22 protein-coding genes are annotated in these 24,698 nt (G+C 65.0%); 9 read left to right on the top strand and 13 right to left on the bottom strand.

Features of this window, described 5'->3' with window-relative positions; genetic code table 11:
- Positions 1-2: 2 nt before the first annotated feature.
- From AC51GT_RS00795 to AC51GT_RS00770, 6 genes are all read right to left on the bottom strand, one after another.
- Complete coding sequence (locus AC51GT_RS00795) at positions 3-2,003, bottom strand: MDR family MFS transporter (RefSeq protein ID WP_496327565.1); 2,001 nt, start codon at positions 2,001-2,003, stop codon at positions 3-5.
- 95 nt (positions 2,004-2,098) lie between these two features.
- Positions 2,099-3,346: an amidohydrolase gene (locus AC51GT_RS00790; protein ID WP_496327564.1), complete on the bottom strand. Its 1,248-nt coding sequence runs from the start codon at positions 3,344-3,346 to the stop codon at positions 2,099-2,101.
- Positions 3,347-3,810: 464 nt separating this feature from the next.
- Positions 3,811-5,451: a hypothetical protein gene (locus AC51GT_RS00785; RefSeq protein WP_496327563.1), complete on the bottom strand. Its 1,641-nt coding sequence runs from the start codon at positions 5,449-5,451 to the stop codon at positions 3,811-3,813.
- Between the two features lie 141 nt (positions 5,452-5,592).
- The gene (locus AC51GT_RS00780) at positions 5,593-6,807 is read right to left on the bottom strand and encodes an HNH endonuclease (protein WP_496327562.1); all 1,215 of its coding nucleotides are present in this window, start codon (positions 6,805-6,807) and stop codon (positions 5,593-5,595) included.
- A 219-nt stretch (positions 6,808-7,026) separates the two neighbouring features.
- Positions 7,027-7,719, bottom strand: a complete 693-nt coding sequence (locus AC51GT_RS00775) for a response regulator (RefSeq protein WP_496327561.1) — start codon at positions 7,717-7,719, stop codon at positions 7,027-7,029.
- Positions 7,716-9,281, bottom strand: a complete 1,566-nt coding sequence (locus AC51GT_RS00770) for a sensor histidine kinase (protein ID WP_496323483.1) — start codon at positions 9,279-9,281, stop codon at positions 7,716-7,718. Before AC51GT_RS00770 ends, AC51GT_RS00775 begins: the two co-directional genes overlap by 4 nt.
- Positions 9,282-9,386: 105 nt before the next feature.
- On the opposite strand from AC51GT_RS00770, the gene AC51GT_RS00765 reads away from it, so the two are divergent.
- From AC51GT_RS00765 to AC51GT_RS00755, 3 genes are all read left to right on the top strand, one after another.
- Positions 9,387-10,784, top strand: coding sequence for a cation:dicarboxylate symporter family transporter (locus AC51GT_RS00765; RefSeq protein WP_496327560.1), 1,398 nt, complete (start codon positions 9,387-9,389; stop codon positions 10,782-10,784).
- 446 nt (positions 10,785-11,230) lie between these two features.
- Complete coding sequence (locus tag AC51GT_RS00760; RefSeq protein ID WP_496327559.1) at positions 11,231-12,316, top strand: SDR family oxidoreductase; 1,086 nt, start codon at positions 11,231-11,233, stop codon at positions 12,314-12,316.
- A gap of 64 nt (positions 12,317-12,380) precedes the next feature.
- Positions 12,381-13,361, top strand: a complete 981-nt coding sequence (locus AC51GT_RS00755) for a pseudouridine synthase (protein WP_496327558.1) — start codon at positions 12,381-12,383, stop codon at positions 13,359-13,361.
- 18 nt (positions 13,362-13,379) lie between these two features.
- Here AC51GT_RS00755 and AC51GT_RS00750 read toward each other — a convergent pair whose 3' ends face one another.
- The 5 genes from AC51GT_RS00750 to AC51GT_RS00730 all read right to left on the bottom strand — a co-directional run bounded on the left by AC51GT_RS00750 (position 13,380) and on the right by AC51GT_RS00730 (position 16,895).
- Positions 13,380-13,721: a DUF1801 domain-containing protein gene (locus tag AC51GT_RS00750; protein ID WP_496323479.1), complete on the bottom strand. Its 342-nt coding sequence runs from the start codon at positions 13,719-13,721 to the stop codon at positions 13,380-13,382.
- Between the two features lie 26 nt (positions 13,722-13,747).
- Positions 13,748-14,104 (bottom strand): zinc ribbon domain-containing protein YjdM, encoded by a 357-nt coding sequence (locus tag AC51GT_RS00745; protein ID WP_496327557.1) that lies wholly within the window; start codon positions 14,102-14,104, stop codon positions 13,748-13,750.
- Positions 14,097-15,176, bottom strand: coding sequence for a redox-regulated ATPase YchF (ychF, locus tag AC51GT_RS00740; protein WP_496327556.1), 1,080 nt, complete (start codon positions 15,174-15,176; stop codon positions 14,097-14,099). Before ychF ends, AC51GT_RS00745 begins: the two co-directional genes overlap by 8 nt.
- 83 nt (positions 15,177-15,259) lie before the next feature.
- Complete coding sequence (locus AC51GT_RS00735) at positions 15,260-16,513, bottom strand: AI-2E family transporter (RefSeq protein WP_496323476.1); 1,254 nt, start codon at positions 16,511-16,513, stop codon at positions 15,260-15,262.
- Positions 16,514-16,646: 133 nt separating this feature from the next.
- Positions 16,647-16,895 carry a hypothetical protein gene (locus tag AC51GT_RS00730; RefSeq protein WP_496327555.1) on the bottom strand — a complete coding sequence of 83 codons (249 nt, stop codon included), beginning with the start codon at positions 16,893-16,895 and terminating at the stop codon, positions 16,647-16,649.
- A 208-nt stretch (positions 16,896-17,103) separates the two neighbouring features.
- On the opposite strand from AC51GT_RS00730, the gene AC51GT_RS00725 reads away from it, so the two are divergent.
- From AC51GT_RS00725 to AC51GT_RS00705, 5 genes are all read left to right on the top strand, one after another.
- Complete coding sequence (locus AC51GT_RS00725) at positions 17,104-18,633, top strand: DNA-3-methyladenine glycosylase 2 family protein (RefSeq protein WP_496327554.1); 1,530 nt, start codon at positions 17,104-17,106, stop codon at positions 18,631-18,633.
- On the top strand, positions 18,630-19,151 hold the full coding sequence (locus tag AC51GT_RS00720; protein WP_496327553.1) for a methylated-DNA--[protein]-cysteine S-methyltransferase: 522 nt from the start codon (positions 18,630-18,632) through the stop codon (positions 19,149-19,151). The genes AC51GT_RS00725 and AC51GT_RS00720 overlap by 4 nt, the downstream gene beginning before the upstream one ends.
- A 99-nt stretch (positions 19,152-19,250) precedes the next feature.
- Entirely contained in the window at positions 19,251-20,402 is a 1,152-nt protein-coding gene (locus tag AC51GT_RS00715) for a DNA recombination protein RmuC (protein WP_496327552.1), read from the top strand.
- A gap of 149 nt (positions 20,403-20,551) precedes the next feature.
- Positions 20,552-21,073: a hypothetical protein gene (locus tag AC51GT_RS00710; RefSeq protein WP_496327551.1), complete on the top strand. Its 522-nt coding sequence runs from the start codon at positions 20,552-20,554 to the stop codon at positions 21,071-21,073.
- A gap of 60 nt (positions 21,074-21,133) precedes the next feature.
- Positions 21,134-22,102 (top strand): DUF6542 domain-containing protein, encoded by a 969-nt coding sequence (locus AC51GT_RS00705; RefSeq protein ID WP_496327550.1) that lies wholly within the window; start codon positions 21,134-21,136, stop codon positions 22,100-22,102.
- 29 nt (positions 22,103-22,131) lie between these two features.
- Here AC51GT_RS00705 and AC51GT_RS00700 read toward each other — a convergent pair whose 3' ends face one another.
- The gene (locus tag AC51GT_RS00700) at positions 22,132-22,938 is read right to left on the bottom strand and encodes a fructosamine kinase family protein (protein ID WP_496327549.1); all 807 of its coding nucleotides are present in this window, start codon (positions 22,936-22,938) and stop codon (positions 22,132-22,134) included.
- Positions 22,939-22,944: 6 nt separating this feature from the next.
- Here AC51GT_RS00700 and nadE point away from each other — a divergent pair, with 6 nt between their 5' ends.
- Entirely contained in the window at positions 22,945-23,769 is an 825-nt protein-coding gene (gene nadE / locus AC51GT_RS00695) for an NAD(+) synthase (RefSeq protein WP_496323468.1), read from the top strand.
- Here the strand turns inward: nadE and AC51GT_RS00690 are convergent.
- Positions 23,738-24,688, bottom strand: a complete 951-nt coding sequence (locus AC51GT_RS00690; protein ID WP_496327548.1) for an SDR family oxidoreductase — start codon at positions 24,686-24,688, stop codon at positions 23,738-23,740. The two genes, nadE and AC51GT_RS00690, sit on opposite strands and share 32 nt — an antisense overlap.
- Positions 24,689-24,698: the final 10 nt, after the last annotated feature.

Here is a 24,698-nt window from a genome sequence, read left to right as displayed (position 1 = left end):
GCTCAAGCGGGCTGCGGCGCCTCGGCGTGCAGGCGCCGGGCAATTGCGTCGAGCAACTCCTGGACATCGGCCTCGTCACCACCCGGATAGTTGGCGACGAACTCGGTAAGGCGTTGTCGCTGTGCGTCCAACAGCCGCTGGGCCTCCTTCACACCCTCCGGGGTGATCAGTGCCATCCCGTGGCTGACGGTGATCAGCCCCCGTGCCTCGAGCTGCCGCGCGGTCTCCTCGACCTTGGGCAGCGGGGTGTGCGAGGCCTCGGACATCGACCGGAGCTCGCGGGTGCCCTCCTCGGCGACCCTGCTGACCATCCACGCCTCCCCACGCGACAACGGGCTGTCCGCGGTGTCGACCACCAGCTCCCAGGCTCTGAGCTTGTCTTCGCGGGCCAGGGTGCGCCAGATCTGAAGGCGCAACTCCTCCAGCGACGACCTGCCACCGGCCATGCCGAATGACGTTCCGACGTCGGGCATCTTGGTGACCTCACGCAGTGGTACCTCGGGCAGCAGCCACGAGAGCGCAAAGGCCAGGGCACCTATCGGAACGGCGACGAGGAACACCACCCCGAACGTGTCGGCGTAGTTGTTCAAGAACCACTCCTCGACACCCGACGGACAGGTGCGCACCGTGGCCGGAGACGCCTCCAGAGCATCGGGCGAACATCGGCCCAGGGCATCGTCGGGCGGCGAGGTTCCGGAGAGCTCCGAACTCAACCGAGCATTGAAGACCGCGCCGAACACAGCCACACCGACCGCTGAGCCGATCGTGCGGAAGAAGGTCGCGCCGCTGGTCCCGGTCCCGAGGTCCCGGAACTCGACTCCGTTCTGCACGGCGAGGATCAACACCTGCATCACCATGCCCAGGCCGGCGCCCAGAACGAACAGGTACAGCGCGATCGCGACGTCCGATGTCGAACGATCCATCATGGACAGCAGGTACAGACCGACCGTGAAGATCGCGGTGCCGAGGATCGGGTACAGCTTGTAGCGCCCCGTCCTGCTGATGAGCTGGCCGCTGCCGATCGAGGTGATCAACATTCCGACCATCATCGGGATCATGTTCAGGCCCGACTCGGTCGGTGATTCCCCGCGAACGTTCTGCAGGAACAACGGCATGAAGGTGATGGCACCGAACATCGCAAATCCGACCACGAAGCTGACCGACGAGGCCACTGCGAACACCCGGTTTGTCAACAGCCGCAACGGGATCACCGGCTCTTCCGCGCGCTGTTCGACAAAGACGAACGCGACAACACAGACCACTCCGAAAGCGCTCAGGCCCAGCACCCGCACCGACGACCAACCCCAGGTGTCGCCGAAACTGGTCACCAGCACGATGGAGGTCGCGGCACACGCGAGCAGGAACACCCCGATGTAGTCGATCTTCGGCTTGGCCTGCGCCGACGTGTTCGGCAGCACGAAGAAGACCACCACCAACGCGATCGCCCCGATCGGCAGGTTGACGTAGAAGACCCACCGCCAGCTGAGACTGTCGACGAAGTAGCCACCGAGCAACGGTCCGGCGACGCTGGCCAATCCGAAAACCGCGCCGAACATACCCTGATAGCGGCCGCGCTCACGCGCGGACACCACATCACCGATGATCGCCTGCGCCAGCACGATCAGGCCGCCACCTCCGACGCCCTGCAATGCCCGGAAACCGATCAACTGCCACATGGAACCGGCGAGGCCACACAGTGCCGAACCGACCAGGAAGATCACCACACAGAGGATGAAGAGTGGCTTACGGCCGAGGAGATCTCCGAGCTTGCCCCACAGCGGTGTCGTCACCGTGGTGGCGAGCATGTAAGCGGTGACCACCCAGGTGATGTGCTCGGCACCACCGAGGTCACCGACGATCGTCGGCAGGGCCGTCGACACGATGGTCTGATCGAGAGCGGCCAAGAGCATCGCCAACATCAGTCCGCCGAAGATCGCGTAGATCTTCCGCTTCTCTAGTTCACCCGCGGGCGCACCCGTGTCCGCACTCTTGGCTTCGGTCATGATCCGGTCCTGTCCTCGTCGACCCGGGATTGACCTTTCGAGTCTCGCAGGAACCCGCTGCGCATATGCGGGAAAACGATTTCACCTCTTTGCGCCTATGCCCCGGCGGGCATCCAGGTCCGGGCTGCCACAACCAGTGCCTTGATGCCGATCGACATCGTGGGTTCGATGACCGGAGCGTAGTGCGGCGAGTGGTTGGACGGCACTTTCAGCAACGCGGGGTCTGTCATGTCGCCCGTCGTGAACAACGACGGATCGGCGCCCCCGAGCAGCCAATAGGACAGCGGCGCACCCGAACTGGTGGCGAAGATCCCCACATCCTCGCTGCCCGCACCCGCACCCGGGTCGAGAATGTTGCTTTCTCCCAGCCAGCCGGCGAAGACGTCGAGGGTCTTACCCAGCGCTTCGGCGTCGTTGGTGACGACGGGGAATCGTTCGATCTCCGTGATCGTCGGTTCCTGCGGAGCACCGGCGGCGGCCGCCTCACCTTTGACGATGCGGTCAACACTGTCGAGAACGCGCTGTCGCACCTGCGGGGTGTATGACCGGATGTTCAGTTGCAATTCGGCGTCGCCGGGGATGACGTTCGCGGCATCGCCGGAGTGAATGGATCCGACGGTCAGGACTGCGGTGGCAGTACTCGGGATCTCCCTGGAGATGATGGTCTGCAACCGCAGCACCGTTGCGGCGGCGAGGACCACGGGATCGACGGACGCCTCCGGCATCGACCCATGGGCGCCTTTGCCGACGAGATGGACACGGAGCGAATCCGACCCGGCGTACGACGCCCCGGCGTGGCCGGCGATCTTTCCGGCCGGCAGCGGCGAGACATGCTGGCCGAGTACCACATCGGGCTTTGGAAAGCGGTCGAAGATCCCGTCGTCGATCATGGCCTGCGCGCCGGCACCGAGTTCTTCGGCCGGCTGGAAGACCAGTAGCAAAGTACCGCGCCAGGTGTCGGTTCCGGTGGACAGGACCTGCGCCGCGCCGAGCAGGCAGGTCGTGTGCAGATCGTGCCCACATGCATGCGCGACCGGAACGGTCTTGCCGTTCTGGTCGGTGGCGGTCACGGTGCTCGCGTAATCCAGTCCGGTGTCTTCTCTGACCGGCAACGCGTCCATGTCGGCCCGCAGCAGGGCCACCGGGCCGGACCCGTTCTTCAGCACTCCGACGACTCCGGTCCCACCCACACCGGTAGTGACCTCGAAGCCCAAGGCAGTGAGCCGATCTGCCACGATCTTTGCGGTGCGATGCTCCTGGAATCCGAGTTCTGGATGACCATGGATGTCCTTGTACAAATCCTGCAGCGCCGGATCGATCTTGATGTCGTCTTGAATGGCCATGGGGATGAGTCCTCCCTGATTGCCCGACCGCGGGTGTCACCCGGCGCCGTCGGCAGCGGCCTTTGCCACCACCCAGACTCCGTGAAACAACCCTACGACCCGCGGGAGCGCCGGGAACCCTTATCAGAGAAACCCGCCCCACCCGATCTCACGTCCGGTATGTACTGATCAGAAGCCATGCGGGACAGACCGTTTGCCCCGAATGCACCAGATTGATCTGCGGCGCAGCGGAATCGAATCAGCTTCACCGGAACCAAATCAACGGGCGGCAAGGCGGTGGCCGGATCTTTTCGAAGATTGTCGTTTCAGCCAATGGTGTGGCCATCCCGCCGGTTGCACACTGTCAATCATGAGCGCCGAAGTCTTCGAAATCGTCCTGGCAACAGCCATATTCGCGCTGGTCGCGGCGACGATCATCTCGCTCGCCATCAGCACGGTCCGGCAGCCGCCACCCGCGGAGGTCGTCAGCGAATCACCAGATCAGAGGTTGTCGCACTCAAGGTGATCGGCGCGATCGACTTGCCGCGCATCCACGAGTTCACGAACTGTGTCAACTCCGGATCATCGGTGCGCTGCAGATATGCCACCTGCGGGATTTCGACCGCACCGATGAGATGGCGCGGCGTCGATGTCAGGCCCACATGGCCCGGCGTCATCCGCATGCCGTCCGCGGTGTGCAACTGCACCGGTATCCGGCTGCCGGTCCCGGTGACCACAACGGCGTCGCGAGTGGTCGCCGCGGGGTCGAAGTTCGTGACCTCCAACCGGTAGCCGGACGGTCCGGCATGCAATCCCACCGCCTCGAGCAGCCGCGGGTCGACCACGCTGTAGGGCAGCCCGATGTCGATGAGTGTCTGACCATCGACCGCGGCATCCCGCGACGGCAGTGATGCCGACAGGTTCCACGGTTTGGGCGGGGCCAGCGTCTCGGCGGAACGATCGGTCGCAGAGTTCTCCACCGCGCCGCCCTGCAGCGGCGAATCCGTGGGCACGAACGTCCAAGCCGGGGCGTGGATGTCCTTACGCCAGAAGCCGGTACGACCATCGTCGCGGCCTTCGACCCGCAGCTCGCGCTTCTCGACCCCCGGTCCGGTGGAGATCACCGTGATGCTGGAGGCGATCTCACCCGGAATTTTCGGCTGGCGCGTCCAGTCCGGCGCGGGCAACTGCACCGCCGCCGTCGAACGATCCCAGGTCTCCTGGTTGAGGTCCGTCGCACTCGGTTTACCGGTCTGCGGCTCCCAGCTGTAGCGAAAGAACACCGAGTCCGACCCGGATGAGTCGAAATCGAAAGTCCGGGTGTACATGTCGCCGTAGCGGTTCATCACGAAGGTGGTGGACGCCGCCGCCGACAGCGACACCGACCGGAAACGGCCGCCCAGCGGGCCACCGATCTCGTAGCTGTTGTCGTTGGGCAGCCAAGGGTCGGCGTAGGTGATGCGGCTGCCGTCACCGGTGAGCGCCGGGATCATCGTCATCTTGGCCTGACCACTGGGATGCACGCGGCCGGCGACGTCTGCGTACTCGCCGTTCGCGGTCGGCGAGGTGACACTGAGCGCCCACCCGCCGGTGCGTGTGTCGGGCAGCGTACGACCGGGCCCCAGCCACAGCAACGCGCCCCACCCCGACGTCCAGTTCCACGACAACGGTGACTGGGTGACGTTGTCCATGGTGTAGATCCACCCGTCACGATCGATCCCGACGAGTTCGTCGTCGTCGAGTGAGATGGCGGTGATCGCGCCGTTCAGGCACGACGGCAATCGGACGATCCGCCAGGGCGCACCGCCCTCCCGCGGCCGGGTGAGCAGCTCCCCGTCGACGAGGACGAACTCCCAGTAGTGATTGAACTGGGTGCGTTCAGTGCGCAGATCGACACGAGCAGGTGCATTCGCACCGCGGTACGCGGCAAAGGTGTCCAGCCCGGTGCGATCACCCGTGGACGGAGCCCCCGGCGGCAGCTGCGCAGTCCCGAATGGGACACATCCCGCGGGCCCGGCGCCGGCGACCGGCGAGGCGATGGCGGTGGCCGTGCCGACGACTGTCATGAGCGCGACAACAACCCCGGCACATCGAAGGTTGATGCGGCGGGCCAGAGAAGACTGCATGCACGGACTATGCCATGGGCCACTGGTGCTACCGCCCAGTTGTCTGGACGGTAGCACCGTGCTTTCACACTATGGAGTTGTAAAGGATGCATGCGCGGTCCCGAAAGATCTCGGGTGCGCTGGAGTGGAGAGTCGGTTGAGTCAGGCGGCGAGGGTCAGGGTGCGTCGGTTGTAGGCCGGTAGGGGTCTTCGTTGGGGGTCGATGTCAGCGGGCGGGATGAGCCAGGGGTGTCCGTCGGAGCCCATGATCACGTCCCAGCCGGTGTTGTGAACGGCCATGTGGCAGGTGCGGCACAACAGGCATCCGTTTTCCAGAGTGGTCGCACCGCCGTCCACGAAGTGCACGATGTGGCGACAGTCCGACCAGCTGGCATGACCACCACATTTCACACAGCAGACGTCGCGGATGATGATGGCTTTGCGGACCAGCCCGGTGAACAACCGTTTCGGCGGACTCAGATCAACCGACACCTCCTGCCCATCGAGAATGATCGAGGTGATCGACGAATCGCACGCCAACATTGCGGCGGTCGCCTCGGTGACCGGACCCATCCACGGCAGGGTGGCGGCCTCGGGATAATCGGCAGGAACGGTGACCATCACCTCGGTGCGAGGCGCTGACACCAGCGTTTGTCCACCACCACCGCCGCAGTCCAACAGTTGATGCAGCGCATCCGCGCGACGTTGGGTCGGGGAACGCAGATCATCCGAACCATCGGGTTCGGAACGGGCCCGGGACCACCGGCCCAACGCGGAGTGCAACTTTTCTCCGATGACAGCATCCACATCGAACGTGCCGACACAGCGGCCCTCACGAACTTTGTATTCGAGACTGTTCAGCGACCGGTCTTCGGCCGGCGGCGGACCACCGGTGTCTTTGGCGATCTCGTTGCCCAGCGCTCGGGCTGCGGCGCTGATCTCTGCCGGTGGCGCCCCGGAGATGGCGTGGTTCAACAGTTTCCACTCGAACCCGACCTGCTGCTCGACGGTGACCGGATCCGCGGATCGCCCGACCACATGCGCCACACCCTTGACCACCGCGTCCACGTGTTCGGATGACAAGAACCCGTCGCGCGAATATCCGGCCGTACGATCCAGCCCGGCCAAACCAGGTCCAATGCGCAACCACCGATACGCAGATCCTGGGGCTGCACCGTTGGACTGCAACAACTTTGACGTCGTCGACCCGGACTTACGGGCGATCCCCGACTCGTCGATCACCGCCGCGCACACCGCCAGTTGATGCTCAGCAGTGTTGCGCAGCGTGATCAGATCTTTCACCACCCCCAACACCGCGTCCGCGTCATCGGGTATCGGCAGGTCAACGATATCGTCGACCATCTCGAGTATTCGCATGGCACAGCACCTTCCAAGGAGAGAATGCAAACCGGGGTTATCGACCGGAGTGTCTCTGCGGGGAAGGCGTCAGATACATGATGCGTGTGGCCGATTGACTCCACCGTACCGGCTCGAACGCATGTTCGCAAGGAATTGGTCGGTGAAACCCGCTGATCGCCAACGTATTTAGATAGTTTTCCGAAGCAACTCGAACTACCGCCAGTTCAGATCACCGGATCAACGACGCCACTGATACCGGATCTTCGGCCGCCCGGCGTTGCCATAATCGGTGTGGCGCACCAACGTTCCTTCTTCAGCCAGCCTCTCGAGGTAACGCCATGCCGTCACCCGCGATACCCCCACACTCTTGGCCGCGTCGGAGGCAGTGATGCCGCCGACGGTGTCGCGGACAACTTTTGCAATCTGGTCGGTGGTACCCGGCGCAGCGCCCTTCCGCGCGGCGGACCGGTCTGGGCCCGTGCGCAATTCGGCGAAGGCCCGGTCCACCTCGGCTTGGCTGGCGGCGTCGGTACCGGCAGGCAGAGCCTCGCGGTACCGCCGGTAGCGCTCGAGTCGATCGCGAAACGCCGCGAAGGTGAACGGCTTCAGCAGATATGCCAGCGCCCCATTGGCGACCGCGGCGCGCACGATCTCCAGGTCGCGTTCCGACGTGATCGCGATGATGTCGGGCGCTGGGCGCAGGCCCGACAACGCAGACGCGAGATCGATGCCGGTCGCGTCGGGCAAGCCGATGTCGAGCAGCACCAGGTCGATCGGGGCTCCACTGGCCGCTGCCGCGACGGCGGCATGCATTGCCTCCCGGGCTGTATGGACCTGCGCAGCCGCGGTGAATCCGGGGATTCTCCCTAGATAGGCGCTATGAGCCTCGGCGATCAATGGTTCGTCTTCGACGATGAGCACGTTGATCATCGCGACTCCTTGCCGATGCGCACCGTCACCACCGAACCGTATGTCATCTCCGCGGTGAGTCTGCCGTGGTGTCGAGCGACGACCTGGGCGACCAGCGCCAGACCCAGACCACGCCGCCCGTGCTCACTCCCGGCCTTCGTCGAATAGCCGCGCGCCGTCGCTCTGGAGAACTCCGCAGGGTCCATCCCGGGGCCGCTGTCGGCGACCTGGATCAGCAAGTCGTCCCCGTCCAGTCGTACCGTGACCTCCACCCACGGGTCCTCGCGGTCGCAGGCGTCGAGAGCGTTGTCGATCAAATTTCCGACGACGGTGACCAGTTCCAGGCCTGACAGCGGCACTTCCTCTGTATTCGAGGACAATTCGGTGTCGTCGGTGACGGTCAGGCCGATGCCACGTTCGTCGGCCTGGGCGCTCTTGCCGAGCAACAGCGCCGCGAGAGCAGGGTCGCCGACGGCTCCGGACAGGCGGTCGACGAGACGTTGGGACAGTTCCAACTCGGTGGTTGCGAACTTCACGGCCTCATCGCCGCGCCCCATCTCGACGAGCGTCACGATGGTGTGCAATCGGTTCGCGGATTCGTGGGCCTGGGAGCGCAGCGATTCGGCAAACACCTTCATCGAGTCGAGTTCACCCAGCGCACCCTGTAATTCGGTGCGGTCCCGGATGGTCACGACCTCGGTGTCGGGAGACCGCTCACCGGGTACGTGGGAACGGTTCACCACGAGCACCCGGTCGCCGGTGACATGAACCTCATCGCGCGCACCGGGAGAGTAGGAGCGCAGGAACAGCGGCAGGGACTCTGTGTCGATCTCGCCCGACGGTAGTGCCAGCAGGCGCCGGGCCTCGTCGTTCACCAACGCGACACCACGCCGGTCGAGCACGATCAGTCCCTCCGAGACCGAGTGCAGGATCGCGTCGTGGTGCTCGTACATCACTTGGAGTTCGGTCGGTCCGAGGCCGTGGGTCTGCCGGAGCAACCGTCGCCCGATCGCCCAGATCCCGATCAGTGACACCCCCAATGCGGCGAGCGCGACCAGGATGATCTGCGGAAGCTCGTCCCGCCAGCGCTGCCCGAGGGTTTGTTGGGTGATACCCGCCGACACCAGGCCGATGATTTCCCCCGATGACGAACGGACCGGGGCCACCGCCCTGACGGAGGGCCCGAGGGTCCCGGTGTAGACCTCGGTGAAGGTTCGGCCTTCCAGTGCCGGTTCGATGGTGCCCAGGTAGTCCTGGCCGATAAGGGCTGGGTTGGTGTGGGTGAAGCGGGTCCGATCGGGCGCCATGATCGTGATGAACTCGATCCCGGTGTCCTCGCGAATGCGCTCGGTCACCGGTTGCAGGATCTGCGCCGCGGTACCGGATTCGATGGCTGATGCCGTCGAGGACGACTGCGCCAGGGTACTGGCGATACCGAGGACCTGCTGGCGCGCTGCCGAGTCACTGTCACGGCGGGCGTCGAGGAAAGCCAGTGCACTCCCCGCGAGCACGATCACCGCGACCACCACGAGTTGCAACACAATGGCCTGACCTGCCAGGGAGCGTGGCACCAATCTCGTCATCGACCTCTCCGCCTGAACGAAATGAACTTAATAGTGACCTCGCTCACTTTGGCGAACACCATTCTTTCAGACCCGTTCCTCACTTCTTCACAAAGGAAGTCGATCATGACAACGACAGAAGACCGTCCGACACAAGAGCAGCCACCGGCTCCCAAGCGGCGTGACCGGACACATTGGTTGTACATCGCGGTGATCGTCGCGGTGTTCGCCGGTGTGATCGTCGGACTCGTCGCTCCCGGTGTGGGCGAGGACCTCGGTGTTCTGGGCACCATGTTCGTGAGCCTGATCAAGATGATGATCAGCCCGGTCATCTTCTGCACCATCGTCCTGGGCATCGGCTCGGTGCGGGCGGCCGCAACGGTCGGCAAAGTGGGCGGCCTGGCGTTCGGTTACTTCCTTCTGATGTCGACGGTGGCGCTGGCCATCGGGCTCGTGGTGGGCAATCTGCTCAGCCCCGGCAGCGGGCTCACGATCGATCCGTCCAAGATGGGCACCGGCGCAGAACTCGCCGACAAGGCCCACGAAGCCGGCGGCACGATGGACTTCCTCCAGTCGATCATCCCGACCTCGATGCTGTCGGCACTGACCGAGGGCAGCGTCCTGCAGACCCTCTTCATCGCTCTGCTGGTCGGCTTCGCCATCCAGGCTCTCCCCACCAAGAGCGGTGACCCGATCCTGCGGGCGATCGAGCTGATCCAGAAGGTCGTGTTCAAGGTTCTCGGCATGATCCTGTGGCTCGCCCCGATCGGCGCATTCGGTGCCATCGCCAATGTGGTCGGCCAGACCGGTTGGAGCGCCATCACCGAACTGCTGACCCTGATGCTCGGCTTCTACGTGACCTGCGCGATCTTCGTCTTCGTGATCCTCGGTCTGCTGCTGCGCCTGGTGTCCGGCGTCTCGATCTTCCAGCTGGTGCGTTACCTGGCCCGCGAGTACCTGTTGATCTTCGCCACCTCGTCGTCCGAGTCGGCCCTGCCGCGGTTGATCGCCAAGATGGAACATCTGGGTGTCCAGCGCACCACCGTCGGTGTGGTTGTCCCGACCGGATACTCGTTCAACCTCGACGGCACCGCGATCTACCTGACGATGGCATCGCTGTTCGTCGCCGAAGCGATGGGTGACCCACTCGCCCTCGGTGAGCAGATCTCGCTGCTGGTGTTCATGATCGTCGCCTCCAAGGGCGCAGCCGGGGTCAGTGGCGCCGGACTGGCCACCCTCGCCGGTGGCCTGCAGAGCCACCGTCCCGAACTCCTCGACGGGGTGGGTCTGATCGTCGGCATCGACCGGTTCATGTCCGAGGCCCGTGCGGTCACCAACTTCTCCGGCAATGCCGTCGCAACGATGCTCGTCGGCTCCTGGACGAAGACTGTCGACATGGACAAGGTCAACAATGTTCTCGCCGGCAAGGATCCCTTCGACGAGTTGTCCATGGTCGACGACGGAGACGACCGCTGGGACAAGACCGAGGACGCGAGCACTCCGAAAACAGCCGTCACCGCCTAGAGCGACCAACACTGCGCCGCGGCTCCCCCGGGAGCCGCGGCGCAGAACCAATCCCCCTCTCCCCCAACACCATACGCACATTCTTTTCTCGACCGCGTTCATTCCGGGGGCCATCCGCTCCGCTTGGGTTCAGACGCTCCAGATGCACCAGGAACACCTGCGGGCGACTGGAGCGAATTCTGGAGATGGTTTCGGCACTATCCCCAAATCTGTTGCGGCGAAGTAGAAGTGGCTCCGAATACCGGTGTGCCATGTGTGCCAGATCACCGGCGCGTTCGCATGTACAGTGGATCTGTTGGGATCTTCTCAGCCAGCACGCCTTAAATGCTCGTCTACGGGTTCCGCAGTGAGCCAGACGCGTAAAACCGCATCCGACAACGTCGAGTTCAATGTTCGTCGAGTGGGTCGGTCCTCGTGGGCGGCAGATCTCGGATTGGATCGATCAAATGACTTCTAACAGCACGCCCGGTGTTGCCCTCGTCGTAGGCGCAACCGGAATCGCCGGGCAGACCATCAGCGCTCAGCTCGTTGACAATGGCTGGACAACTTACGGTTTGGCGCGGGGATCGCGTAACCCGGTGGATGGTGTCATCCCGGTGGCCGCGGATCTCCTTGATCCCGGATCACTGGCGGAGGCGCTGGCCGATGTCAGACCCGACATCGTCTTCCTCACAGCGTGGATGAAGCAGGACTCCGAGGAAAAGAACATCGAGGTCAACAGCGCCACGGTTCGCAACGTGCTGGGTGTGCTGGGAGACAAGGGCTCGGTACGGCACGTTGCACTCCTGACCGGACTCAAGCACTACCTCGGATCGTTCGACGACTATGCAACCGGCGTCATGGCCGACACGCCTTTTCACGAGTACGAGCCGCGGCTGGACACTCCGAACTTCTACTACGCCCAGGAAGACGAGCTCTTTGCAGCCGCCGAACGATACGGCTTCGGCTGGAGTGTGCACCGGGCCCACACCGTCTTCGGCTATGCCGTTGGCAACGCCATGAACATGGTGCTGACCCTGTCCGTGTACGCCGAGATCTGCCGCGAAACCGGGGCCCCGTTCGTGTTCCCCGGTTCGAAAACGCAGTGGGACGGGTTGACCGATGTGACTGACGCGGACCTCCTGGGTGAACAAATGCTCTGGGCTGCAACAAATCCCAACGGTAAGGACGAGGCCTTCAACATCGCCAACGGCGACGTGTTCCGGTGGCGCTGGCTGTGGCCTCAGGTGGCCGAGATGTTCGGGGTGGAGCCCGTCGGGTTCGAACAGTCGCCGCGACCGCTCGACGACAGAATGGGCGACGCGCCGCAGATGTGGGCAAAGATCGCGCAGCGGTACGGTCTTGCCGAGCCGGACGTGGGACGGCTCGCGTCGTGGTGGCATACAGACAGTGACCTCGGTCGCGACATCGAGTGCCTGACAGACATGAACAAGAGCAAACAGGCCGGGTTCCTCGGCTTCCGTTCCACGGTAGAGAGCTTTGCCGACAAGGTCAGCCGCTATCGGGAGTCCGGCATCCTGCCCAGCAGGTGATGCCTTCAAGCGGCGACGACCGCAGCAGACCCACGTCCCCGGGCCTGCTGCGGAGGTCGGTGCGATGATGGCACCCATGCCGATGCCCGCACCGCTCCCCGTCAAGGACGGCGTCGGACCGACGAGGCTACGTATCCCCACGTCCGGGCCGTGGGCGACGGTCGCCGAGTACATGGTCGCGACGTTCGATCACCTGGACGCAGACGTCCTCTATCGGCGGTTCGATGACGGCGAGATCGTGGGTACCGACGGCAGTCCGATCAGTCGTGGCACCGTCCTGGGCGGCGTAGACCCGTTCGTCTGGTACTACCGCGAACTACCCGCTGAAGATCCGATCCCGTTCGCCGAAGAAGTCCTGTACGTCGACGACGATCTCGTGGTGATCGACAAACCGCATTTCCTCCCGACCACCCCGGGTGGGCGGTATCTACGGGAGTCTGCGCTGGTCCGGCTGCGGACCCGCCTCGACAATCCCGATCTGACACCGATCCATCGCCTCGACCGCGCAACAGCCGGTCTGCTGATGTTCTCGGCCCGACCCGCCACCCGCGGCGCCTACCAGTCGCTCTTCGAGAAGCGGCGTGTCACCAAGGTCTACGAGGCCGTGTCGGCGCAGCCGCCGGGGTGGAACGCGGATGCACCGACAGTTGGCGGTCGCCCCTTCCCTGTGGTCTACCGCAACCACATCGCGGCCCGGCGCGGCGAATTGCGGGTGCGCGTCGACGACCTCATCGAGGCCAATTCCGAGACGGTGGTCGAGGTGCGGGGCCACGGCGTCAGCGCCTCCGGACGTAGCGTGTTGCACACGATCCTGCGTCCGCACACCGGCCGCAAACACCAGTTGCGAGCGCATCTGTCAGCACTCGGCATCGGGATCCTCGGCGACACCTGGTATCCGGAGCTACTCACCGAAGAGCCGGATGATCATGCCCTCCCGCTCCAATTACTCGCGCGGGAACTGGAATTCACCGATCCGCTGTCGGGAGAGCCACGACAGTTCATCACGCGTCGGACGTTGAGCGAAGCACCGGTGCCGGAGCGCTGAACACGCTCGCGCCTCTGGCTATCCCCGGTTCAGGGCGACGGCGGACCGGACCAACGCCACGAAGGCGTCGGCGTCGAGTGCATCCGCCTCACCGATGTCGATCGCACGCCGGACACCCGCATCGAGACTCGCGTTGAACAGCTTCGCCGGGTCCGGCAGGGAGGCGCCTTTGGCAAAGGTCACCTTGATCTTGTCTTTATAGGTCTCGAGTGTGCAGATGAGACCGTCGAGCGAAAACGTCGGCACGCCATCGGGATTGGCGGCCTTACGCCACTTCGCTTCTTCGACGATGTCCGGCTCGGCCTGCCTGATCAACGACCGCACCTCACCGACCCGGGATTCCCGCCAATCGTCACTCATGGGGCCACGGTAACGGAAAGCTCCCGTCAGAGAACCTTCTTCACCACACTCGACTTCAACTGCATCTGACCGAAGTCCGGGACCTTCGCGTCGATGTCGTGATCGCCCACACCGTCGGAGATCAGCCGGATACCGCGCACCTTGGTGCCGATCTTGACGACCCCACCACCGGCACCTTTGACCTTCAGGCTCTTGACGATGGTCACGGTGTCGCCATCGGCGAGAACGTTCCCCACCGCATCGGTGACGACGGGCCTGGACTCGGCGTCGTCGCCCGCACCGGGCGCCCACTCGTGACCACACATCGAGCAGACCAGCAACGCGCCCGACTCGTACGCGAACTCACTCGCACACGCCGGACACGGAGGAAGAACGTCAGACATTGAAGCGGAACTCGACCACGTCTCCGTCGGCCATCACGTAATCCTTGCCTTCCATCCGCACCTTGCCCGCAGCCTTGGCAGCAGCCATCGAACCGGCGGCGTCGAGGTCGTCGAACGAGACGATCTCGGCCTTGATGAAGCCCTTCTGGAAGTCGGTGTGGATGACACCGGCGGCCTGAGGTGCGGTGTCGCCCTTGTGGATCGTCCAGGCGCGGGACTCTTTCGGTCCGGCGGTCAGGTAGGTCTGCAGACCCAGGGTGTGGAATCCGGCGCGGGCCAGCGCATGCAGGCCAGGCTCGTCCTGGCCGATCGAGTCGAGCAGTTCCTTGGCGTCCTCGGCGTCGAGTTCGAGCAGTTCGCTCTCCACCTTGGCGTCGAGGAACACCGCATCTGCCGGTGCCACGAGCTCTTTGAGCTTCGCAATGCGCTCCGGATCGGTCAGCACGGACTCGTCGGCGTTGAACACGTACAAGAACGGCTTGGTGGTCATCAGGTGCAGCTCACGCAGCTTCGCGAAGTCCAGCTTGTCCTTCTGCGAGAACAGCGTCTTGCCCTCGTTGAGGACTTTCTGGGCTTCCTGAGCTGCGTTGAGGACCTCGACGAGCTCCTTGTTCTTCCGAGACTCCTTCTCGAGCCGCGGCAGCGCCTTCTCCAGCGTCTGCATGTCGGCGAGAATGAGCTCGGTCTCGATCACCTCGATGTCGGAAACCGGGTCGACGCGACCGTCGACGTGCACCACGTCGTCGTCGGAGAACACCCGGACCACCTGACAGATGGCGTCGGCCTCACGAATGTTGGCCAGGAACTGGTTGCCCATCCCTTCACCCTCGGACGCACCCTTGACGATGCCGGCGATGTCGACGAACGACACCGTCGCAGGCAGGATCTTCTCGCTCGAGAAGATCTCGGCCAGACGGTTCAGCCGCGAATCGGGCAGCTCAACCACACCGACGTTGGGCTCGATGGTGGCGAACGGGTAGTTCGCGGCCAGCACATCGTTGTTGGTCAGCGCATTGAACAGGGTGGATTTGCCGACGTTGGGCAATCCGACGATTCCGAGGGTAAGGCTCACGAGCAGCCAGTCTAGTTTGCCGCCGCAAGTCACCCGCGGGCCGTACGACCAGCGGCCCGATCAGGGACCGCTGGTCGACGCCGCTAGCGCCCCTCGGGTTCGATCTCGCCGTTGTTGTCGTCGGGAAGCACCAGCTTGGCGTCTTTGCCGTTGGCGACCACCGTTTCGCCCGCCCGGATCCCGATCTGTTCGTTCACGTACCGCAACACGACGGCCACCACAGCAGCCACCGGGACCGCCAGGAACGCGCCGATGATGCCGAAGAGCGTGCCACCTGCCGTCACGGACAACAACACGATGGCCGCGTGCAGGTTCATCGACTTCGACTGCAACCACGGCTGGAGCACATTGCCCTCGAGCTGCTGCACCGCCACGATGATGCCCAGCACGATCAGCGCGGTCCAAGGTCCGTTGCCGACCAGCGCCACCAGCACCGCGAGGGCACCGGCGACGAAGGCGCCGACGATCGGGATAAAGCCACCGAAGAACGTGATGATCGCCAGCGCGTACGCCAAGGGCACGCCGAGGATCACCAGACCCGCGCCGATCAGCACGGCATCGATCAAGCTCACCAGCGCCTGGGTCCGGATGAAGCCACCCAGGGTCGACCAGATCCGGGAGAGCACCTCGGCAAGGTGCTCGGACGCCGGTGCGCCACTGGTCCGGCGCAACCACGGCAGGAACTTCGGTCCGTCCTTGAGGAAGAAGAACGTCAGGAACAGGACCGTGAACAACGTGATGAGCACGGACGTCGCGGTGGTGACACCGGTGAAGACGCCCGAGGCGATCGTGGTGCTGGACTGTTGGATCCGGTCGGTGATCGCGTCGACCGCCGTGTTCAACTGCTCGTCACTGACCCGGAACGGTGGGCCCTGCAACCATTCCTCGATCTCCTCGACGCCGTCGATGGCCTGCGACGCGAGATCACCGGACTGATCGACGATCGAGGGTGCGATCGCGCTGATGACGCCTGCCACCACCCCGATGGCCAGTAACAACACCAGCAGCGAAGATGTCGCCGGGCCGACGCCCCTCTTCCGGAGCCAGCGAACCGGTGGCCACAGGACCGTGCAGACGATGATCGCCAGCACCGTCGGCAACAAGACGACCCAGGCCTCGCCGATGATCCAGGCCAGCACCCAGGCGCCGCCGGCGATCAGGATCAGACGGAGGCTGTGTTTGGCCAGCCAATGGCCACCGTCCCCGATGATCTTGCCGCGATTCTTCTTCGTCGCATCCGGCGCACCGGACACCACGTCTTTCCCATTCTCGGAGCCCCGAGCTTGCCCGTTTCCGGGCCCCTTTGCGGCTGAATCCCCCGCCGGTGTTGTCGCCATGACTGAAATGGTCACATGTCGCCGACCCGAACGGCACGGCGACCTGCCGCGGCCGAATCAAGTTGTCCGCCAAACCTTGAGATCGTGGAGGCCGGGGTGCGACACGCGGCGCGATCAAGTTCGGGTAGTTGCCTCAGTCGCGGCGACGTTGCAGCCAGCGAAGCCTGCCGCCGACGCCGGCGTCATCGCGCGTCCGCGCGCTCAGATCCTCGGCCTGATCGGACATCTCGCCGGTGGCCGCCGGCAGTGTCGACAGGCCCTTTTCCGCTTCGATCGCCGACCGCACCGACTGTTCGCCGTAGAGACCCATCATGATCTCCACGCCCCAACCGGGGAATTGCGACAACGGCGCTTCTTTGCGTCCCCATCGTGTTACGTACATGTGACCACCCTGGCACGCTGATACCTGATTTGTCCCCGTTTTCCTGCGGAAAGAGTCCAAATCCGGAACGTAAGTCCCAGACTCGGATCGGGCCCTCGTGTGACCTGGGCCACAGGGTATTTTGTGGTTGCCGCCCAGCTCCACACGCCCGCATCGTGGCGTCTGATTTCCGCTAGTCTCGCGCCGCGAAGGCTGGGACAGTGGTCTCATGCCCATTAACACCGCGACGAATCCGAGGCACCTCGATTTCGATGCGTGTTTTCGTGCGCTCCAGGCCAGGGACGCACGATTCGACGGCCAGTTCTTCGTCGCCGTCCGGACCACCGGCATCTACTGCCGTCCCTCATGTCCGGCCATCACACCCAAGCCGACGAACGTCTCGTTTGTGCTGACTGCGGCCGTCGCTCAGCAACAGGGTTACCGGGCCTGCCGTCGTTGCCTTCCCGACGCGGTACCCGGGTCGCCGCGCTGGAATGTCAATTCGGATCTGGCCTCCCGCGCGATGCGCCTCATCGAGGACGGCCTGGTCGACCGCAGCGGGGTGACCGGCCTGGCCGACCATCTGGGTTATTCGCCGCGTCAGCTCAATCGGGTGCTGGGTGAACAGATCGGCGCCGGGCCGCTCGCGTTGGCACGCGCCTACCGCGCGACGACCGCGCGGATGCTGATCCAGTGCACGACCATGTCGATGTCAGACATCGCCTTCGCCGCCGGATTCGCCAGCATCCGCCAGTTCAACGACACCGTCCGAGAGGTTTTCGCCCAGACGCCGACCCAGTTGCGAGCCAAGGGCGCTCCCCGGCAGGCAGGCGCCACCGGCGCCGCGGTGACCCTCAGGCTTGCTGTCCGGCAGCCCTTCTCACCTCCCTGGTTGCACTGGTTCCTGACCGCGCACGCAGTCCCTGGCATCGAGAGCTGGGACGGTGAGTTCTACCGGCGATCGATGGCCCTGCCCCACGGGCCCGCTGTGGTCGCATTGCAGATCAACCCCGACCACGTCCGGGCCGATATCCATCTGCACGACATGCGGGATCTCGGGGTCGCGGTCCACCGGATCCGCCAACTCCTCGATCTGGATGCCGACGTGGCCGCGGCCAACGAGGCACTCTGCACCGACCTCTCGCTGATCCCGCTGATCGAGCGCATGCGCGGCATCCGGGTACCCGGAAGTACCGATCCCACAGAACTGTTGGTTCGCACCATGATCGGACAGCAGATCTCGTTGCCCGCCGCGCGTACCCATACGGGGAAGCTCGTGGCCGCCCTCGGCGAACCCCTCGAGAATCCCCTCGGCGACATCACCCATCTGTTCCCGACCGCCTCTGCGATCGCCGAACATGGCCGGGAGGTCTTGACCGGGCCCGCCGCACGGACCGCCGCCGTGAGCGGCGTGGCCCGCGAGATCGCCGACGGTGCCCTGGTGATGCACGCCGGGATGCCCGCCGCGGACGTGCGCATGCAGTTACTGGCGCAACGCGGGATCGGCTCCTGGACAGCCGACTACGTCACCATGCGCCTGCTGAACGATCCCGACATCCTCTTGCACACCGATCTGGTGGTCCGCCGGTCGGCCGCCGAACTAGGTATCGGTCTCGACCACACCCGGCACTGGTCACCCTGGCGTTCTTATGTGTCGATGCATCTGTGGCACAACGCCATCGCTCGCATCTCCCCATCCTTCGGGTCTGCCCCCACCGGCGGTCCGGCACCCGATCCATCACGAAAGCAGGTCTCATGAGCACCGCAGCCTGGTCCACCATCCTGACCCCCACCGGCCCGTTCACGATGATCGTCAACGACGACGCCGAGGTCCTGGCGTCCGGATGGTCTGACGACGCCGACTACCTCAATGCCTTGGTACACAAGTCGATTCGACCACTGACGCTTGTCCACAAGCCTGATCTGGGCGCGGTGACCGCTGCCGCCGAGCGATACCATCAGGGCGATCTGACCGCCATCGACACCATTCCCGTCCGGCAGCGCTCGGGCGAGTTCCTCGAGCACGCCTGGGACGTACTGCGAACGATCCCGGCCGGATCGCCGGTCAGTTACACCGAATACGCCGCCCGCAGCGGTCGTCCGGCCGCGATCCGAGGCGCCGCCAGTGCCTGCGCGCGGAACGCGGCAGCGCTGTTCGTACCCTGTCACCGCGTGCTGCGCACCGACCGGTCGCTCGGCGGTTTCCGCTACGGACTGCCGATCAAGTCCTGGCTGTTGGCACACGAGGAACCACACGCCCGAAGTCCTCGGTTGTGACGGCGTCGGCCGCGTAAATCCGTCCAAAACCTGTCCACATCTGCAGTCCCGAACCACTCGCAACCGGATGTGTCAGACCTCTGATGCACCATCAACACCATGAGTATCACCGCAGTCGTACTGCTGATCGTCGGACTGGCAGTCGGGTTCGCCTTGGGATGGCTGGTCCACGCGAACAAGTCCGGGACGGAGGTGGCGCGCGCCCGCGCCGAGGCCGATGCCGCGCACGCCAACCACGACCTGCTGGTCCGGTCACTGTCGGCGGCCAGCGAAGACGCCGCGCGCCGGCAATCGGGGGCCATCGGGCAGCAGGTCTCCCACATCGTCGGCCCGCTGCGCGAGACGCTCGATTCGCTGGCCGGGGAACTGCGGCGTACCGAACGCAACCGGATCGCCGCCTACGCGGGGTTGACCGAGCAGGTCAGCGGTATGCGGGAGACGTCCGAGCACCTCGGACACCAAGCGCAGCAACTGGCCGGCGCGATGCGCTCACCACAGGCCCGCGGACGGTGGGGCGAACTCCACCTCGAGCGGGTGATCGAGGCGGCCGGGTTGCAGCGCCACTGCGACTTCACCACACAGGTCAGCGGCACCACCTCGGACTCGTCGAAGGTGCGGCCGGATCTGGTGGTGCATCTCGCGGGTGGGCGCGACGTGGTGATCGATGCGAAGGTCCCCCTCTCGGCGTATCTCGAAGCGGCCGAGAGCAGTGATCCCGCCTTCCGCACACAGGCCTACCGCGCACACGCCAAAGCGCTGCGTACCCATATCCAGCAACTCTCGTCCAAGGCGTACTGGGAAGCCCTGCAGTCCTCACCGGAGTTCGTGGTGCTCTTCATCCCGGGTGAGGCGATCCTCGAGATGGCCTGCCGCTCCGATCCCGACCTGATCGACTACGGCTTCACCAACAACGTGGTGATCGCCACCCCCACCAGCCTGGTGGCGCTCCTGCGGACGATTGCTCTCGGCTGGCGGCACGAGGCGCTGACCCGCGATGCCCAACAGATCCATCAACTCGGCAAAGAGCTCTACCAGCGGATCGGCATGGTGACCCGGCACATGGACAAGCTCGGCGGATCACTGACCAAAGCAGTGGAGTCGTACAACAGCGCCATCGGCACCATCGATTCGCGGGTCACGGTCACCGCCCGCAAACTCTCCGACCTCGACGCGTTCTCCGACCTCGACGAACTCGAACCCCCGGTGGCCATCGACGCCCAGCCCCGGCGTACCGGAATCGGCCTCAGTTGACCCGTTCCGTTGCGGAATTCGTCGTCCTCAAGCCACTCGACTGAGCAATTTGGATGCGCCGACCCGATTTTCCTAGTGAATTTCAAGCCCCCTCCAAGCATCTCAGGACAACCTGATCCCAGTTGCCCTTCACCCCTGGAGTCGTTCACATGTCTGTCAGCCACGATCGTCGGTCCGATGTCACCGCCAGCACCTGCATGGGCAACATTGTGGTCGGAGGATGGCTCCTCACGATGGCCGCGGTCACGGTGTTTGCGTTCACCTCCGGCGACACCCTGCGAGATGGCCACGACGCCGTCCTGGTCAGCCGATCGGGCACCTCCTACAACCAGGGCCTGTCGGCCGCCCGCCCGGCCGCACCACACATCATCGACGCCGGATCGGACAGCACCGCTGCCCCGGAAGCGCGGGTCACGCCCGCAGTGCCCCGGGGAAGTTGCGGCGCCCTGGCGATCAACTCCACCACCGGCAGTGTGCAACGGATCATCAGCCGGGAGTCGGCCTCCCGATCGACCCACGTCCGCAGCGGCGCGAGCGTCACCCGGATCACCGCCTCCGCGTGCCGCCTGAGCAGCTCACCCAAGCTGAAGATCACCGAGGTTTCGGCCCCCGCGGCCGGCCGGGCAGCCGGGGCCTCGCGTCCCGGCCCGACGCAACCGGCGGCGAACTGACCCGAAGTGTCACACGCGTTCGGTACCGGATTTCTCAGGGTTTACCGGTACGGTCGGTATGTGATTTCTGGGCCGCGCTCGCGTTCGGGGGTTCCCCTCGATGAGCAATCCGCACTACCCACCGCACCCGGTGTGCCATGGTGGGGCGCTGTGCTGCTGGCAGTCGGCCTGACCTCGGTCGGAGCAGTGATCGTGGTCGCAGGCGACGACGAGACCCTCGGCTTCACATTCAAGGCGCTCTACATGATCGGCTGCATCGCGGCAGTGCTCGCCGTGCGCCGCCGCGCACTGTTCACCGCGGTGGCACAGCCACCACTGGTCTTGTTCGGTGTGGCAGTCATCACGCTCTACTTCCTGGTGTCGGCCTCCGAGTCCGGCCTGAAGAAGCTTGTCTTCAATGTGGCGTTGCCGGTCGCGAAACTGTTCCCGTTGATGGGATGGACGTTCTTCATCGTGTTGGCGATCGCCGCCGCACGGATCTGGCTGACCCATCCCAAGAACGCCGGGAAGATCGTCAAGACCGGCGACCGCAAGACCTCCGCGTCGAGGTCGCCGAAGAAGACCGCAGCCAAGGCGGCACCACGATCGGCAGACCAAGCCCGGAAGGCCTCGGGAAAGACGGCGACCGACAAGGCCCGCAGCGACATCCCCCGGGCCGACAAGTCCCGCGCCGGCGCCACGAAAGCGCCCCGGCCACAACCCCGCCCCGCAGTGCTCGACGGCGACGGATCGGTACCCCCGGCAGTACCCCGACCGCGCGTGAACCAGCCTCACCGACCTCCCGTCCGCACCACCGATCCGCGCCCACTCGCATCCGAACCCCGGATGCCCGAACGTGGCGACGACCTCGGTGGTCCGCCACCTCGGCGCCGGCGTGCGGCACCGGAGATCCCCGAACCCCGTACGCGTCGCGCGGCACCCTACGACGATCGACAGCCCCCGCCACCGGCCGGAGCCCGGGCCTACCGCGCCCCGGAGCAGATCATCTACGCACCGCCGCCGCGGATCCGCGACCGCGACCTGCGCTGACGCGTGGCCAAGGCCTGGGACCTCTCAGGTCATCGGGCCAGTGCGAGCGTCTGCCGCGCGGCCCGGCCGAGCTCGACCCCATAGCCCGGACCATGTCCCACCGCATGTACCGCCAGCGGATGCAGCTGGTGCAACGCGATGCGCTCTGGCCACCCGTCGACGAGTTGGTATACCTCTTCATAGCCCGCGATGATCGCATCGAGAGCGGGGCAGCCGAATAACGCGAGCATCGCCAGATCTGTCTCCCGGTGCCCGCCATGGGCGGCGGGATCGATCAGCACCACGCCCTCGGGGGTCCACATCACGTTGCCGTTCCACAGGTCACCGTGGATGCGGGCCGGCGGCTGCCCGTCGTCGAACGCCCCGGACGCGATGAGCTCGCAGGCCTCGCGGGTGGCCGTTTCGTCCGCCCGGTCGAGGTTTCCGGCAGCCACCGCATCATCGACAAAGGCGAGAACGCGCTGCCGGGCGTAGAACTGACCCCAGCGGGCGGTCGGAACCGAGGGCATCGGCCGGTTCCCGATGAACACCTGACCGGTGAACCCGGCGGGCGGGCTACCGAACCGATCGGCACCACATCCGTGCACCCGGGCCAGCACCGCACCGAACTCCTGAGCATGTCGCCGAGTCGGGGCCGCGGTGGTCAACCGACGCAAGGTGATGTGGTCGACCCCGACATCGAGCACCTCGGGCACCTGGGCCCCGGCATCGGCAAGCCATCGCAGGCCCGCTGCCTCGGCAGCGAAGAAGTCGCGAGGCGCATCGGATCGGTGTTTACGGAATTCGCGTGCGGTCACCGCTCCAGCGTGCCGGAACCGCACCGGTCCCACTACCATTTGTGCATGGCCAGCCTGCAAGAGCGAATCATCGCCGAACTCGACGTCTCCGCGACCATCGATCCCCAGCAGGAGGTGGACCGGCGGGTGGACTTCCTCAAGCAGTACCTCCTGAGCACCGGCACCAACGGTTTTGTGCTGGGCATCAGCGGCGGACAAGACTCCTGCCTGACCGGGCGGCTCTGCCAGCTCGCGGCCGAATCCGTCCGTGCCGAGGGCGGCAACGCGACGTTCGTAGCGGTGCGGCTCCCCTACGGCGAGCAGGCCGACGAGGAAGACGCCCAGATCGCACTCAAGTTCATCGACCCCGACCGCTCAGAGGTCTACAACGTCAAGCCCGGCTCCGACGCCACCGCCGAGGTGGTCGTGCAGACACTCGGCGAGCCGCTCCGGGACCTGGTGCGCGGCAACATCAAGGCGCGCGAACGCATGATCCTGCAGTACGCCGTTGCCGGGCAGGAAAACCTGCTGGTGGTCGGAACCGACCACGCCGCCGAGGCGGTCAGTGGGTTCTTCACCAAGTACGGCGACGGTGGAGTCGATGTCACACCGTTGACCGGTCTAACGAAACGTCAAGGCGCACAGATCCTTCGACATCTCGGCGCCCCGGAGTCGGTCACGATCAAGGTCCCGACCGCCGACCTCGAGGACGACCGTCCGGCACTGCCCGACGAAGAAGTCCTCGGCGTGACGTACAGCCAGATAGACGACTATCTCGAGGGCATGGAGGTCGACGCGCAGGTCGCCGAACGCATCGAAACACTGTTCCTGCGCTCGGCGCACAAGCGCACCGTTCCGGTCACCCCTTTTGACGACTGGTGGAAGAGCTAGCACCTGAGTCCGACGCTGCGGCAGACGCTTCGAGGCTCCGCGCACTGACCCGCGCAATGTGATCGAACTGGTTGTTCGCGATCCGCATCACGATCTCATAGGGCCACGCGAACTTCCGGGACACCCAATACCCGAACCGGATGTCGAACGACGTGTACACCATGAACCGGTTCTTGCGAATGCCCTTGAGAATGGCCTCTGCCGCCTTCTCCGGGGTGACCGCGACCTTGTGGAAGCGTCCGATCTGCTTCGCGATCACCGGGTTGCCACGGTCGATCCCGGCGATCTCGACGGTGTTGACCAGCGGCGTGTCCACGCCACCCGGACAGACCAGCGAAACGCCGATCTTGTGCCGCCGCAAGTCCATTCGAAGTACCTCGGACACGCCGCGGATCCCGAACTTGCCGGCGCTGTAGGCGGCGTGCCACGGCAGCGCCAACAGGCCCGCCGCCGATGACACGTTGACCAGATGACCCCCGCGGCCGCGCCGAACGATCTGCGGCACAAAACACTCGATGATGTGGATGGGCCCCATCAGATTCACGTCGACCATCTGCTTCCAGTGCCGATGCTCGAGGTTTTCCACTGTGCCCCAGGCTGATACGCCCGCGATGTTCATCACGACGTCCATCACACCGACCTCGGCGTCGACCTGTTGGGCGAACCGCTTGACCCACTCGTAGTCGGAGACGTCGCCGGCGCGGTGGAACACGACCTTGCCGTCGGTATTGCGGATCTGGGCCACCGTCTCGTCGAGGCCGTCCGCATTGAGGTCGGTGAGCACCAGTGCGGCGCCGGCCCTCGCCGATGCCAGCGCGGTGGCCTTGCCGATCCCGCTGCCGGCACCGGTGATCAGTACCCGCTTGGCTCGCAGGTCTTTCACTGGAGGCTTCATCACCAGTAGATCTTTGACACTCATGCCTCAACCC

The sequence above is a fragment of the Williamsia sp. z34 genome (genome assembly GCF_059553395.1).
This window is presented reverse-complemented; position numbering and strand designations above follow the sequence as displayed.